The sequence below is a fragment of the Rhizobium sp. WSM1328 genome (assembly GCF_057653715.1).
On sequence record NZ_JBYGKO010000005.1, the window covers coordinates 232,184 to 247,038 of the forward strand.

The following is a 14,855-nucleotide window of genomic DNA, read 5'->3' on the forward strand; positions in this document are numbered from 1 at the left end:
TCAGTCATGGGCGGAGCCATTGAATTTCCAATGGACAGGCGCGGCTAACATATTTGATTGGCCGCATGCTCGCCGGGCGAGAGGCCGCTCCTCCGATGGCCTGTTGTCGCGAACGATGCGCCGCGCAGGCGCTGATTTGCATCACTTTTCAAGCAAGAGTGTTCTGACGCCAAACGATGGGTCTCGGCCGTCTTTTTCAAAAGCTGCGTGACGCGATCAAATACAGCGTCGCCTGCAGCCTTCGGTCCTTGCGCTCGAGTGCCAGCACCATCTTTTCGAGTTCGACAATCTCGGCGACGTCCGGCGTGTAGCCGCCAAACCCGTCTCCGACGGATTCGACAACCCGTTTGCCGTACGAGCTCGGCCCCAGCACGTCGTCCGCGCGGATTTAGCGGAACTCGCTTCCGCCGTCGAAAAAGCTTTCGCCAGCGACGAGATCGACTTTGCGTCGCGTTTGGCCGAAGCGAAGGATCGAGCTGACATTGCGCGAGGCCGTGAGCCTAATCGTCAGCGGTTCGCCATCCTCCCAATCAAGGTCGAGCAGCATGCCGCCGCGAAGGCGCAAGCCACGGATACTGCCGCCCGGCCATGCCGTCGGCAACGCAGGGAGTAAATGGATTTCCCCCGGACGCGACTGCACGAGCATTTCCAGGATGCCTGCCGCGCCGCCGAAATTTCCGTCGATCTGAAAGGGCGGATGAGCGTCGAACAGGTTTTTGTAGCTTCGTTCCGGTGTGAGAAGCAGTTTCAGTACGTTGTGGGCATGGTTGCCATCGCGCAGCCGCGCCCAAAGGTTGATGCGCCAGCCGATGCCCCACCCCGTCGCGTCGTCCCCGCGGATCTCCAGTGAACGGCGAGCGGCGGCGGCGAGGTCGGGCGTTCTGTCCATGTCGATCTGCCAGCTCGGGTAAAGGCCGTAGAGATGCGAGACATGGCGGTGATGCATCTCCGGCGCCTGCATGTCCCAGTCTTCGAGCCATTCCTGTAACTGGCCATTCGCGCCGATCCTGTCGGGCGCAAGGCGCGGCAGCACACGATCGATGTCGGCGACAAGCTCGGGCTCTCCACCGATTGAGACCGCGAGAGGGCGCAGGAGACCCAAAAAATCGCGGATGAGTTGGCTGTCCATCGCCGGACCGGCGCAAATCGACGCTCCGTACGGGTGGGCGTTTTCGGGTGAAAGCGATGGGTTCGTCACCAGATACTCCGTGCCGGGGAACGGAACAAGCACGTCGAAGAGGAAGTGCGCCGCCTCCAGGGCGATCGGAAATAGTCGACGTCGCATCGCTTCGGCGTCATCAAGGTAGTCGCATGCGTCCAGCAGCTGCGCCATCAACCAGATACCGCCCATTGGCCAGAGTCCCCACTTGGCGCCGTCGATCGGTCCCGTTGCGCGCCAGAGATCGGTATTGTGATGCATGACCCAGCCGCGGGCGCGATAGTGTACGTGTGCCATCACCTTGCCGGTCTCGGCAAGCTCTTCGGCCATTTCGACGAGCGGCTCGAGACACTCGCGCAGATTGGCCGGCGCCGGCAGCCAATAGTTCATCTGGAGATTGATGTTGGCTGTGTATTTGCTGCCCCAGGGTGGATCCGTTTGCGCATTCCAAATGCCCTGCAGATTGGCCGGTTGCGTCCCGGGACGCGACGAGGCAATCATCAGATAGCGGCCGAACTGGACATAAAGCGCTGCCAGCGCCGGATCATCGCCGCCAGCGAATCCAGCGATACGTTGGTCGGTTGGAAGCGACGCCGCAGGCGTCGATCCGAGATCAATGGCGAATGCGCTAAACAGTCGCCGATGCTCCGCGATATGGTCGTCGCGCAACGATACGAAATCGCGCGAAGCGGCTCTTTCAAGTCTATCGATGATATCGCGCTCGGGATGTCCCAACACGTCGTCGTAGCGCCTGAAGCTCGTCGCCGCGTCGAGAAAGACCAGAACCTCGTCAGCGCCTTCTACCGACAAGCCTCCCCCAGAAGCGTTCACCGTTCCACCGCTGTTGATAAGCCGGACGCCAAAGGCGAACCGGAGAGCGGCGGCAATGCCGGATTCCGCTTTGCCCTTCCCCGAAAAGCTCAACTGCGATCCCTCTCCTATGCTCATCTCTCCCTGCTGCGGACTGTCGATGGAGATCCGGCAGCTGATCGCGCGTTTCCGGTCAGCCGAGAGGCGTAGGACGAGCACACCGTCGACCGGCGACACGAAGGCTTCGCGCAGGTAGGCGATGCCGTGGGCGGTGTAAGACGAGGTAGCGATGGCGGTATCGAGATCGAGCGCACGCCGATACCCGGAGACACTCTCGGCGAACTTGAATTCGAGGCGGAGATCGCCGATCGGCTGGTAGGACATCTGCTTGATCGGCCGTGCCATCAGACGTTTTTCGGCCAGCGCCTCGGCGTCCGCATAATGGCCGTCGAAAATCAGCTGCCGCACGGTTCCCAGATGACCAAAAGCGTCTGGATTAACGGGCTGATAGGGACCGCCGGCCCAGAAGGTGGATTCGTTGATCTGCAGGTGTTCGCGCAGGGGATCGCCGAAGACCATGGCCCCGAGCCGGCCGTTGCCGAGCGGCAGCGCGTCCGTCCATAGCTGTGCGGGCGCATCGTACCAGAGAAGATGAGACGTCATGACTACCCCGCCGGAAGGGTGTTTGCCGGGCGCGCCCCGCGGATGCGCTCACCGTCCCCACCGAAGAGCAGGGCCCTTCGTGCGGGGAAGCCGGCGGTGACGCTTTCCCCGGGGCGGCGGATGGTCTCGGAGCGGTCCTCGATGATGACGGCCTGCCCGGAACTCAGCGTGCCATAGATGAAACGGGTGCCGCCGAGATTTTCCACCACGTCGACCTTGAGGTCAATTGCGCCGCCGGCATCGTCGTGTCCGGTGAAGTGCTCGGGCCGAATGCCGGCCTTGATCAAGATGTCGCCTTCGCCGTGCAAAAGGCCCGTCTTGAAGACAGCGCCGCAATCGAGCCTGACAACGCCATTGGGGTCCAGCGTGCCATCCAGGAAATTCATCCGCGGGGAGCCGATGAAACCGGCGACGAAGAGGTTGTCGGGGTCGGCATAGAGCGTATCCGGTGTCCCTGTCTGCTCGATCTTGCCTGCTCGCATGACGACGATCTTGTCGGCCAGCGTCATCGCTTCCGTCTGGTCATGGGTGACATAGATCATCGTTGCGCCGATGCGCCGGTGCAGTTTCGCGATCTCGACACGCATGGACACCCTGAGTTCAGCGTCGAGGTTCGACAGCGGCTCGTCGAACAGGAAGACGGCGGGATTGCGCACGATCGCCCGGCCGATGGCGACACGCTGACGCTGACCACCGGAGAGTTGCGCCGGCTTGCGCTTCATCAGCGGTTCTATCTGCAGTGTTGCCGCCGCAACGGCAACGCTGCGCTGGATCTCGGCCTTTCCAAGGCCCGCCATGCGTAGCGAGAAGCCGATATTCTGCTCGACGGTCATATGCGGGTAGAGCGCGTAGTTCTGGAAAACCATGGCCACGCCGCGCTCGATCGGATCGGCTTCGTTCATCCGCCGCCCGTCGATCTTGAGGTCGCCTGCCGTGATCTTTTCGAGGCCGGCGATCATCCGTAGCAGCGTCGATTTTCCACAGCCGGAAGGGCCGACGAACACCGTGAACGAGCCATCGTCGACGCTCAGATTGAGATTGCCGATCGCCTCAAAGCTCCCATAGGTTTTGTCGATATTCTGCAATTCTACGCTGGCCAAAATTTCCTCCCTTTGACCGCTTGGCAAGCAGAGCGCGTCAGGTGATCCGTCGCGTCGAGCCTCGCAGGATGATGTCGCATTCGAGAACGATGCTGTGCGTCGCGCCGCTCGAGGATTCCGTCAGGCGTTCCACGAGAATGTCCGTGATCTTTTCCGCGATGCCGGCGACCGGCTGCGCGACCGCGGTAATGCCAGCTTCGTAGAGCCGGAAGACCGCTACGTCGTCGAAGCTCGCCAGCGAGATATCGTCGGGCACGTGACGGCCGTTCTCCTTTAGCCAGCTGAGTGCCCCGACCGCCATGCCGTAATTGGCGGAGAAGATAGCTGTGGGTGGGCGCTCCAGCGACATCAGTCGCTTGGTCGCCTCGTAGCCGCCATCCATGCGCCAGTTGCCGCGCACTGCCAGGGAAGCATCCACGACGATGCCCCGCTCACGCAGCGCCTGCTCGTATCCGGCCAGGCGTTCGATGCCCGACGAATTGCGCGGGTCACCCGTCAGCATGCCGATGCGCGTATGGCCGAGATCGATCAAATGACTGATTAGGCGGTAGCTCGCGCGGTGGTTTTCGACCATCACCCGGTCAGCCGCGAGCCCACGCACGTCGTTATTGTAGAAGATGATCGGCACGTCATGTTCGATCAGGTCGTCCACCCGGTCATAGACTTCGGCCGTACCATCCATGATCAGCGCATCGACGCGCTGCGCGGCGAAAAAGTCCAGCGCTTCAGCAACAACGCGCGGATCGCCGCCATGGCAATAGGTCAGGAGCGCGCGACCAGTCGAGCGGACCGAAGTGGCCAGGTGCTCCAGCATGCGGGCATGAAACTCATCGAAGGTCGGGACCAGAAAGCCGATCATATGGGTTAGATCGGTACGGATAGACGCAGCCGCCGCATTTCGCCGGTAGCCGAGCTCCTGGATCGCCCGCTCGATCTGCTCGCGGTTCGAGCGACGGACCGTCTCGCCGTTGAGATAGCGCGACACGGTGCCGACAGCGACGTCCGCCACCCTGGCAACGTCGATGATCGTGGCTCCCCGCCGCCTTCCGGCCGTCCGATCCGTTTCATGCATTTCAAGCGGGCTCCTGCAGTTATTCATCGGATTGTGACGCGTTTTCGCGTCCATCTCCCTCGTATAGCCCGGCGCCTGGCCGCTCACCAGCATTGAGAGCGGCGGTGCGAAGTCTGACGCATGGAAGGCGTCGATCCTCATCACGCGCCTTCGAAGACCACGGCACTATGGATGCGCAGTCGTGGTACCGTGATGCTGATGGCGCCGTCTGGGCCGGCTTCCCAGGCCAGATCCTCTCCGGTCATGGCATCGAAAACCCGCTTCGGCTTTGCCGGCAACCGCACGCTGGCGTTAACCGGGCCGATCGCCGGGATGTCCTCGATCATTTCCATCACCCGTGTCGAGCCGTCATCGCCACGAACATCCTTGCCGCGGATCTGCGGCGGTCCGTAGAGAAGATGCAGGATGTGGCGATTGTGCCCAATCTGTCGGGTCAGCGTTGCCCGGCCGGATGAGGGAAGATCGGTAACCATCGCCGGATCGGGAACGAGACGATCGAGAAGCCCGCGAACGACATATTTATAGAGCGGCTGACCGATGGCCCGGTAAAGCCGAAAGATCGGGTAGGCGATATAAGCGGTGCCCCCATGCTCGGTCACGGCAGCGCCAAGCATATCAGCGGCTGTATCGTCCGGAGCATGCTGGTGCGAGCAGAAATGTTTGTAAGACCGGTTGAAGTAGGAGGGGTAGATAGCGGCCAGCACCGTTGCGTCGACCGGGCGGACGGTTTCGGCTTCATCGTAGAAAACGAAAGCCGTTTCCGGCATGGACGGATCAAGGTCCTTGCCTGCCTTCACATAGCTCGGTTTGAACGCGACTGGCGTTGGCTGCCGCTCGATGCCGAAATCGACGGCAAATGCACCATCATCCCCGATGCCCGAATGCCAGGAGGCGATGATCTTGCCGCCACTGGCGAGATAGGCTTTCAGCCGCGACGCAAGCGCGGCATCGACCGGGATTTCGTCCGGCAGGATCAGCAGCCGGTATTCCTCGAAACGAGCGGAACTGTCGAGCACGTCGAAGGGCCGCTTCAGTTCCTGCAGCATCTGTGCCGCGCCATCGTCGCTCGGATGGTTGCGCGCGCCCTTGGGGTTCATATGCTCGGCCGACAATATGGCGATCTCGGAGACCTGCTTGGCTCCATGCAGAAACGGCTCCAGCTTTTCGACGCGTCGATAGGCCGGCGCGATCGAGGCATAGGTATCAGGATTGATGGCGCCGTTCGGATGCAGCTGGTCGCCCACCAGGCACTTCGATCCGAGCGCGATCATCTGCGCACATTCATATTCCAGTGCGTCAGGGTGCTTGAAACCGCCGAACTCGCCCCACGAAGTGTGGAACTTGCCTGTATGAGCCAGGAAATCCATGCCGAGCGTTGCCGCGTAGCGCGCGCTGGACGGAAAGTGATCGTAACCCCAACCGCCGGTCGGCAGGCTTTCGAGCTCGAGATGAGAATAGGTGGAAAAGCGCTTCGGGCCCTGCTTGTGGATATGTCCGCAATTGTAGAAGACGCGAAGATTGGGGAACTCCTTAAACAGCGCCTCGCTCGTTTCGCGGCGGAACTGTTCGTTGACGGCCTCGTCGTTCTTCAGCCGGTCCGCCGAATTTTCCGGATCGAGACCCTCGCACTGCATGCGCTCGATGCAAGCCGGGCAGACACAATCCGGCGTGAGGATGATATCGAAGAACAGACCCTGCGTGGGATAGCTTTGCGCGACTTCGCGCGCCTGGTCGAGAATGTATTTCCGTAGGCCGGCATGGTTGAGGCAGAGCGTATGCCACGCCGGGCTGAGCTGCTTACCCGCCGAAGGGTCGTCCGGACGGTCGTGGTGGTATTGGTTCGACGCGGTCATGGCGCGCCATTCGGGGTGTTCGCGCGCCGTCAGCTCGTCCCACTGTACCGATATATAGATCGGGCTTTCGATATCGCCTGCCGACAGCGCCTTCACCATGTCGCCGAGGAGGTCCGGGCGGGCCAGCCGCGGATGCGGCTTGCCGACCTTGGTCGGATAGTAGGACCAGCCGTGATGGCACTTGGCGAAGATCGTAATCGAGTCGACATGCGCCGCCTTCAGCGTTGAAACGAAGATATCCGGATCGAAGTCGGCGCCGATGCCGGGAATATGTTCCGACGTATGGAAGTCGAGATGGATCTGGCGGTAGCGCAACGGCTTGTTTTTGGTGTTCGGCATGGTCCTATTCCTTTGCGCCGGTGCGGGTTTGAGAGCCGGCGGCGAACTGACGTTGGAAGACAAGAAAGACGAGGAGGGGAACGATTGTCGTGATGATCGCCGCCACCGAGCGCAAGTCCCAATTGATCTCGTAGCTGCCGGAGATGCGGGCAAGCAGCACGGGCAGGGGTATGTCGTTGCGCAGGAAAAGCATCGGCAGCAGCAGGGCGTTCCAGGTCCAGAGGAACTGCAGGATTCCGACGGCGAAGATCGGCGACAGGCTGTTCGGCAGTACCACATGACGGAAAGTCGCAATCGGTCCGCAGCCGTCAATCTTGGCGGCTTCCACTAGTTCGCGCGGGAAATCCTCGAAGAAATTTTTGACGAGGAAGATCGACCAAGCAAAGGACATCCCGACATAGGGAATGAGAACGGAGAGAATGTTGTCGATCAGCCCGAGATCGCGCCACAGCGTGAAGAGCGGAATGATGACAACCTGCTGCGGCAACACGAATGCGTTGATGATGATGATCAGCAAGATGCGGCGGAACGGGAAATTGAGGAAATGAAAGGCGTAGGCCGCCGCCGGCGTCAAAAGCATCGTCAGCGCCGTCGCGATCCCCGCTGTTTTCATCGTCACCCACATGGATTGGGACAGCGGATATTTGTCCCAGACGCGGTGCCACGCGTCGAAGGTCAGATCGAAGCGCTCGAAGTGCCACCAGCCAAGCGAGACGCCCTCGGGAGGACGCAGGGAGGTAACAACGATACCGACGATTGGAATGACCCAGATGCAAGCGATGATGCCGACGAAGATGACAATCCAGCGGGGAGCCTTGCCGATCATTTCGCACCTGCCGTTCGCTGGATGATGGCGGGGATCGAGACGATGAGCACGGCCAGCAGCAGGATGACGGTCGCGGCGGCGCCATAGCCCAGTTTGAACTGGGTCATGGATTCCCGGTACATGAAATAGCCGACCGTCTCGGTTGAGCGCACCGGTCCGCCGCCCGTCAGGATGTAGATGATGTCGAAGGCGCGCAGCGAACCCAGAAGATTGATGAAAACCGCGACACGCACGCCGGGCATCGACAGCGGCATCATGATATGGCGCATGGTCGAGAGCGGCTTGGCGCCGTCCATATAGGCTGCCTCGAGCACGGATTTCGGGATTGCCTGGATGGCGGCGAAGATCAGCATTAAGGGCAAGCCCACGCCGCTCCACGATGCGGCTATGATGAGCGCCCACAGTGCGGTATTGGCGTCACCGAGCCAAGCATGCGAGAAGCCGGAAAACCCGAAAAGCTGAATCAGCGAATTGAGCAGGCCGCCGGCATCGGCCCTGTAGATGCCGATCCACATGTAGCCCGAAACTGCCTCCGAAATACCGAAGGCGGCAAAGATCATCACGCGGAACGGCAGCGTCTGTCGTGGCGCGAACGCGCACGTCATTGCCAGAGCCCAGCCAATCGAGACGGAAATCACCGTCGTCCCGATCGTGAAGATCAGGGTCGTTAGCAGCGTGCTGCGAAAGGCGGCGTCCGAAAACAGCCGCACATAATTGCCGAAGCCGATGAAGGAAGGCTTCCGCAGGCCCTGTATGTCCCAGAAGCTCAAGCGGATAGTCTCCACCAGCGGATAGACGACGGCGACGGCAAAGAGCACGATGACGGGTGCGATCAGGATCAATGCGGCGGGCGTGTCCCTGAGCAGACGCCGACGGCCTTGAATGCTGACCGCCAGCGGCGAAACCTGCATCACGCCCGCCGCCTCCCGCGCCGGGGAAGCCGAGGTGCCGGCCATCAGTAGGATCCCTGGGCCTTGGTTTCGATTGCCGCAAGGACGGAATCGATATTGGCAGCCGAGGGATCCTGGAGAAATTTCTGCAGTTGCACCCGATATTCATCGACGAGATCGCCGGGCAAGAGATCTCCGAGCACGAATTGCAGCTTCGAGCTTGCGACCGCTGATGTCGCCACCTTCTGCGTCTCGCCATAGAGCGACGTGTCGGTATTGCTGCTTGGTGACGCATAGCCGTTCTTGGCAAGAATGTTGGCGGCCTCGGCGCTTGTCCAGAAATCGAGGAAGGCGTCTGCTGCCTTCGGATTGGGGCCGTTTGCCGTGACGAGCAGTTCCTTGGTATCGACGCTCGACGTGTCGTCATGACCCATCCCGAGGGCGGGGAACTGGAAGAGACCGTAATCCTTACCTTCGGTGAGTTTGTAGTCGTTCTTGGCGCGGTTATTCATCCACATGCCGATCAGCAGGTAATTTTTGGCATTCGCCTGGAAGATTTGGTCGGCTTCCCCGTCCCAGTCGTTGGCGAGCATGCTGTTCGGCGCTCCGCAGCAGCCTGCGGTCAACATTTCGGCATATTTTGTAAGCGCATTCTTCACGGCCGGATCGGTCCACGAAATTTCGTGCGCGCCTAGCTTCGAAGCCGTCTCGACGCCTGCCGTTCTCAGCAGCAGCGTTTCAAACCATTCGGCATGCGCCCAGTATTTGCCGGGAATAGCGACCGGAGCCGCGAACCCAGCTTTTGTAAGCTTCGCAAAGCTGGCGACGAACTCGTCCCAGCTCCTCGGCGGCTCGGTGATGCCCGCCTTGGCAAGGTGCTCCTTCTTGTACCAGATGCCGGAGCGGTCGCCAAAGGTGTAGGTCAGGCCATAGGTCTTGCCGGCTATAGCGCCGAGATCCTTCCAGGATTGGCTGATGAGCCTGTCCCAGCCGAAGGATTTCCATTGGTCGTCGATCGGCCGCAGCATGCCGGCATCGAGCAATTCCTTCCGGAAGGCCGGCCAGGTGTTGTAGAGGACATCGACCACTTCGCCGCCCATGAGTGCCGTGCGGATGCCACCGCGCATGTCTCCTTGGCCGGTAATGGCAACTTCCCTGATCGTCACTTTCGGATATTTCGCGGTAAATGCATTCTGGATCTTATGCATCATGTCGAGCTCGGAACCGCCGAGCCAATTCAGCACCACAAGTTCGCCACTGACGATATCCTGCGCTTTGGCGCTGCCCGCCAGCGCCATCAATGCGGCACCTCCCGCACCCGCAAGCAGGGTGCGGCGACGTATCTCATGTGAGAATCCACTGCTGTTGGTCATGTCACATCCTCCCAAACGTTGACTTTGCCATTCGCACCAATTTAATTGAAACGTTATCATCTATCTTGAAACTAGCAAGGGTTTATCTGATAGTGCTGCAAAACATAGGAGCATAAAATGACCCGGCTTAAGCACAGCGTAGCGGTCGTCACCGGTGGCGGTAGAGGAATCGGTCGGGAGATCGCCCTTTGGCAGGCGCGCGAAGGCGCCAAGGTCGCAGTGCTTGCACGAACCGCCACTGAGATCGAGGAAACAGTCTCGCTGATTGAAGATGAGGGCGGGCAAGCGATCGCTGTGACGACCGACGTCACCCAATACAGCGCCGTCGAAAATGCTTTTGCGCGGATCGCATCTGAGTTCGGTCAGGTTGATACGTTAGTCAACAATCACGGTTCCTTCCAGGCTTTCGGACCAATATGGGAGTGTGATCCTGTTGCCTGGTGGCGGGATGTGGAGATCAACTTGCAAGGGACGTTTCACACCTCCCGCACGGCTTGTTCGACCATGTTGGCGCGCGGCAGAGGCCGGATCATCAATCTCGTTGGCGGAGGGACGGGCAACAGTTTCCCGCACGGTTCTGGATACGCATCGAGTAAAGCAGCGATCATGCGGCTGACCGAGTGTCTCAATGATACGACGATCGCTCATGGCGTACGCGCCTTTGCCGTCGACCCGGGGCTCGTACGCACTGACATGACGGAAAAGCAGTTGTTTTCGGAGGCAGGCAAAACTTATCTGCCCGCCATCCAGCAGCTCTTCGACGATGGCATCGATATCCACCCTTCTCGAGCTGCACTTCTTATCGCGGACATCGCCGCCGGCCGTTTCGATGTGCTTGCTGGTCGCCTGTTGCGCGGCGTCGACGATCGAGATGTGCTGGAAAAGGAAATGGACGCTTTGGCTGAAGCCGATGGAAGGGCATTGCGTTTCAGCGCGATAGAGCAGCAGAAACTCTGATGGCGATGAAACGGCGCGCCGAGCAGTAGCAGCGCTGCCTTGGCCGGCAGCCCGGAGCGCCGCGCGATCGGTGCGTTGGGCGGCCGCCGAGACAGCGAGAGGATAGACCGCGCTGCAGCCGGCGCCCATCAAGGCAAAGCCCGCCAGCGCGACATAGGGATGCGGCGCCCCCGACACGGCGCAGATGCCGATGGCCGAAAGAACAAGCAACATCGTGGCGACGGCCCGCGCGCCAAACCGATCGACCAGCGGATCGACGAACAGGCGCGCCAGCGCCATGCAGAAGGTAAAGAGCGTCAATCCCGGTCCGCCAATGAAGGGCTCGACCGAAAACACATCGCGCATATAGATCGCCGACCAGTCGATCCCGGCGCCTTCGACGAGAAAGGCCGCGATGCCGATCACGCAGAGCGGCATGAGGCCCCAGGTGGGAAGCGCTACCAGCGGTGCCTTGCCTTCATGCAACGCGATCCGCGCCAGCGTATGCCGAGGACAACAACCCCGACAAAGGTCACGGCGAGATGGAGTTCCATCGAAATGCCCGCTTTGGCGGACGACCGATGAGAAAAGCGCCGTGACGAGGCGAACCGGACGGCGGCTCGGCCACCGTCCCAGTCCACGAACTACCGCCCACCCTCGATCTTGCGATGGCGCTGGTTGATGCCGCCCTTGCCGTAGGGATAGTCGAGTGGCTGAGGCGCGCTCACCTCGTTCAGTCTCGCCATCTCGTCGTCGGAGAGTTTGAGCTTCATGGCGCCGAGATTGTCGGCGAGCTGTTTCGGTGTGCGGGCGCCGAGGATCACGGAGGTGATCGCCGGCTGCGCCGCTGTCCAGGCGAGCGCCACCTGCGCCATGCTGACACCATGCGCCTTGGCGATCTCTTCGACGACGCCGATGATCGCCCAGGTTCTCTCCAGCGCATTGCGCGGCGCATAGGATTCGCCGCCGCGATTGGGGTTTTCACCGAGGCGGGTGGCGCCGGTCGGCATCTCGTCGCGCTTGTACTTGCCGGTCAGCCAGCCGCCGCCGAGCGGTGACCACGGCAACAGACCCATGCCGGCATCCTGGCAGGCCGCGACGATCTCGAGTTCGATGTCGCGCACCAGCAGGTTATATTGCGGCTGCAGCGTCACCGGACGGGTATAACCGCGCGCCTTGGCGATCTCCGAGGCCTTGGCGATGTGCCAGCCGACATAATTGGAGAAGCCGTAATAGCCGATCTTGCCGGAGGATACCGCATCATCGAGGAAACGCAGCGTCTCTTCGATCGGCGTCAGCGCGTCCCAGGCATGCATCTGGTAGAGGTCGATCTGCTCGAGGTCGAGGCGGCGGAGCGAATCGTCGAGCGCCTGGCTAAGATGCCGACGCGACAGGCCGATATCATTGGGTCCGTTGCCCATCGGAAAGCGTCCCTTGGTGGCGACGATCGCCTGGCGGGCCTCGGTCGGTCGGGCCTTCAGCCAGCGTCCGATGATCTCTTCCGACTTGCCGGCGCTGTAGACATCGGCGGTATCGATGAAATTGCCGCCCCAGGCGAAATAATCGTCGAGCAGCTTGTGCGAGGCGGCCTCGTCGGCCTCCGCGCCAAAGGTCATGGTGCCGAGGCAATAGGCGGTGACGACGGTCCCGCTGGGACCGAGCTTGCGATAATCCATCTTTTCCTCCTCTTTGAACACAACCGCGGCATCAATGGCGGCTGTCATTTCGATGTCGACGGCGGTGAATGAACGAGCAGCGAACTGCCTTCACACGTCCCAAACGGGCACCAACCGCCGTAATGCAGCAATTCAAAAATGCTACAATGTTGTGAAAAGCCGCGCGGCGTTGTCGTCAGAAACCGGCGACGTGCAGCGATTTGTAGGGGGCTTCGAGCGCCTTGACGTCATCACCGGTGAGTTCGAAGCCGACCGCGGCGATCGCATCCTCGAGATGGCTCATCTTGCTGACGCCGACGATCGGCGAGGTAACGACCGGCTTCTGCAGCACCCAGGCCATCGCGACCTGCGCCATGGACGTCTTGCGCGCCTTGGCGACGGCTTCGACGGCCTCGACGACGTCCCGATCGCCGGTCTTCTCATACATGCTCTTGTTGTAGCGGTCGGTGGTGGCGCGCTTGGTCTCGGTGCCCCAGGGACGGGTCAGCTTGCCGCCGGCAAGGGGGCTCCAAGGAAGGACGGCGATACCCTGATCGCTGCAGAGCGGCAGCATTTCGCGTTCTTCCTCGCGATAGGTGAGGCTGACCTGGTTCTGCATCGAAACGAACTTCGTCCAGCCGTTGACCTCGGCTGCATGCTGGAGCTTGGAAAACTGCCAGGCCCACATCGAGGATGCGCCGATATAGCGGGCCTTGCCGGCGCGCACGACGTCGTTCAGCGCCTGCATGGTTTCTTCGACCGGGGTGAACGGGTCGAAGCGGTGGATCTGGTAGAGATCGACATAGTCGGTGCCGAGGCGGCGCAGGCTGTTGTCGATCTCGCTAAGGATCGCGGCGCGGGAAAGACCCTGGCCGTTCGGCCCGGGACGCATGCGGCCGAAGACCTTGGTCGCCAGCACGATCTCCTGGCGGGGCGCCAGTTCCTTGAGCAGGACGCCGGTGATCTCTTCGCTGGTGCCCTGCGCATAGACATTAGCCGTATCGAAGAAATTGATGCCGGCGTCCCATGCGCGCTTATAAAGTGGCCGCGCCTCTTCGAGCCCCAGAACCCACGGGCGTTCGTCGGTCTGCTTGCCAAAGGACATGCAGCCGAAGCAGATGCGGCTGACTTCCAGCCCTGTCTTGCCAAGTCTTGTGGTCTTCATGGTCTTTCCTCAAAGTTGTTGATCGGCGGTGCCGGAATGCGCCTCGCGGCATCATGCGCCGGTAACGTATTTTCGCCAGTTGTGTTCTTCCTTGAAACCGAGAACCTCCCGGATCTTCCGGTTCGAGAGCGGCGCTTCGAATTCGCCGAGCTCCCGGAGGATCGGCGTGTTCGTCGCCCATTTGCCGAGGAAATCCCGCGTTGGCTCGCTTGCCGTGATCGTGTCGTTGACGGCATTGAAGACCTGGAAACCGAGGCCGTCGGCCCGCAGGCAAAGATCGACGATCTGCCCGAGATCGCGGGCATCGATGTAGCTCCAGGCGTTGCGCTTGCGCGATGGCGGATCGGCAAGGAAGCCCGGAAAACGCTCATATTCATGCGGTTCGATGACGTTGGCGATCCGCAGGGCGTAGATGTCGATGCCGCTGCGCATCGCAAAGGCGCGGGCCGTCTTCTCGTTAACGACCTTGGAGAGCCCATAGCTGTCCATCGGGTCGATGTCATAGTCTTCTTCGAGCGGAAACGAATGGAAATCCTTGTCGCCCTCGGCAAAACAAACGCCGTACGTGGTTTCGCTCGACGCGATGATCACCTTGGGAATGCCGAGCTTCACCGCCGCTTCGATGACGTTGTAGGTCGAGGCCGCATTGACCAAAAAAGTCTGGTTGTCGGGCTTGAGCAGCAGGCTCGGTATAGCGGCGAAATGCACGACGGCATCGACCTTGGCCGGTCCGCCCGGCGCCTGCAGATCCTCGCCGCTGAAATGCATCGACAAGGCGTTGAAGGTCTGGCCGCTATCGCTGAGATCGGTGATCAACGTCTGCACGCCGGGGCAGTTCAAGGGAACGAGGTCGAGGTTGCGGACCTTGTGTCCTTTCCCCACCAGATATGGAACCGCATGGCGGCCGGCCTTGCCGCTACCGCCGGTAAAGATGATCCGCTTGCTCATGTGATGTGTCCGCTTCCTGATGAAGGTTCGATGGAAGCGGTACAACGCGGGAGAGCGATGAATCAA

Annotated in this window: 12 protein-coding genes and 1 pseudogene; 1 reads left to right on the forward strand and 12 read right to left on the reverse strand. The window is 61.0% G+C overall.

Going from position 1 to position 14,855, the window contains the following annotated elements:
* Positions 1-196 precede the first annotated feature (196 nt).
* From AC2444_RS35505 to AC2444_RS35540, 8 genes are all read right to left on the reverse strand, one after another.
* On the reverse strand, positions 197-373 hold the full coding sequence (locus tag AC2444_RS35505) for a hypothetical protein (protein WP_164902812.1): 177 nt from the start codon (positions 371-373) through the stop codon (positions 197-199).
* Between the two features lie 15 nt (positions 374-388).
* Positions 389-2,632, reverse strand: a complete 2,244-nt coding sequence (locus AC2444_RS35510) for a glycoside hydrolase family 95 protein (RefSeq protein ID WP_128450275.1) — start codon at positions 2,630-2,632, stop codon at positions 389-391.
* A gap of 2 nt (positions 2,633-2,634) precedes the next feature.
* Complete coding sequence (locus AC2444_RS35515) at positions 2,635-3,732, reverse strand: ABC transporter ATP-binding protein (RefSeq protein ID WP_012760380.1); 1,098 nt, start codon at positions 3,730-3,732, stop codon at positions 2,635-2,637.
* Between the two features lie 37 nt (positions 3,733-3,769).
* Positions 3,770-4,804, reverse strand: coding sequence for a LacI family DNA-binding transcriptional regulator (locus tag AC2444_RS35520; RefSeq protein WP_003554807.1), 1,035 nt, complete (start codon positions 4,802-4,804; stop codon positions 3,770-3,772).
* 140 nt (positions 4,805-4,944) lie between these two features.
* Positions 4,945-6,996, reverse strand: coding sequence for a beta-galactosidase trimerization domain-containing protein (locus AC2444_RS35525; protein WP_128408223.1), 2,052 nt, complete (start codon positions 6,994-6,996; stop codon positions 4,945-4,947).
* A 4-nt stretch (positions 6,997-7,000) separates the two neighbouring features.
* Complete coding sequence (locus AC2444_RS35530) at positions 7,001-7,822, reverse strand: carbohydrate ABC transporter permease (RefSeq protein WP_003554805.1); 822 nt, start codon at positions 7,820-7,822, stop codon at positions 7,001-7,003.
* Complete coding sequence (locus AC2444_RS35535; protein ID WP_128408222.1) at positions 7,819-8,778, reverse strand: carbohydrate ABC transporter permease; 960 nt, start codon at positions 8,776-8,778, stop codon at positions 7,819-7,821. Before AC2444_RS35535 ends, AC2444_RS35530 begins: the two co-directional genes overlap by 4 nt.
* Positions 8,778-10,085 (reverse strand): extracellular solute-binding protein, encoded by a 1,308-nt coding sequence (locus AC2444_RS35540; protein ID WP_128450276.1) that lies wholly within the window; start codon positions 10,083-10,085, stop codon positions 8,778-8,780. The genes AC2444_RS35535 and AC2444_RS35540 overlap by 1 nt, the downstream gene beginning before the upstream one ends.
* Positions 10,086-10,202: 117 nt before the next feature.
* Between AC2444_RS35540 and AC2444_RS35545 the strand changes: the two genes are divergently transcribed.
* Positions 10,203-11,042, forward strand: a complete 840-nt coding sequence (locus AC2444_RS35545) for an SDR family NAD(P)-dependent oxidoreductase (protein WP_003554802.1) — start codon at positions 10,203-10,205, stop codon at positions 11,040-11,042.
* 57 nt (positions 11,043-11,099) lie between these two features.
* Here the strand turns inward: AC2444_RS35545 and AC2444_RS35550 are convergent.
* The 4 genes and pseudogenes from AC2444_RS35550 to AC2444_RS35565 all read right to left on the reverse strand — a co-directional run.
* Positions 11,100-11,621, reverse strand: a pseudogene (locus AC2444_RS35550) (MFS transporter); the annotation flags it as partial.
* A 44-nt stretch (positions 11,622-11,665) separates the two neighbouring features.
* Complete coding sequence (locus AC2444_RS35555) at positions 11,666-12,697, reverse strand: aldo/keto reductase (RefSeq protein WP_487762932.1); 1,032 nt, start codon at positions 12,695-12,697, stop codon at positions 11,666-11,668.
* Positions 12,698-12,872: 175 nt separating this feature from the next.
* Positions 12,873-13,841, reverse strand: a complete 969-nt coding sequence (locus AC2444_RS35560) for an aldo/keto reductase (RefSeq protein ID WP_003554800.1) — start codon at positions 13,839-13,841, stop codon at positions 12,873-12,875.
* A 51-nt stretch (positions 13,842-13,892) separates the two neighbouring features.
* Positions 13,893-14,789, reverse strand: coding sequence for an NAD-dependent epimerase/dehydratase family protein (locus tag AC2444_RS35565; RefSeq protein WP_128450431.1), 897 nt, complete (start codon positions 14,787-14,789; stop codon positions 13,893-13,895).
* Positions 14,790-14,855 lie beyond the last annotated feature (66 nt).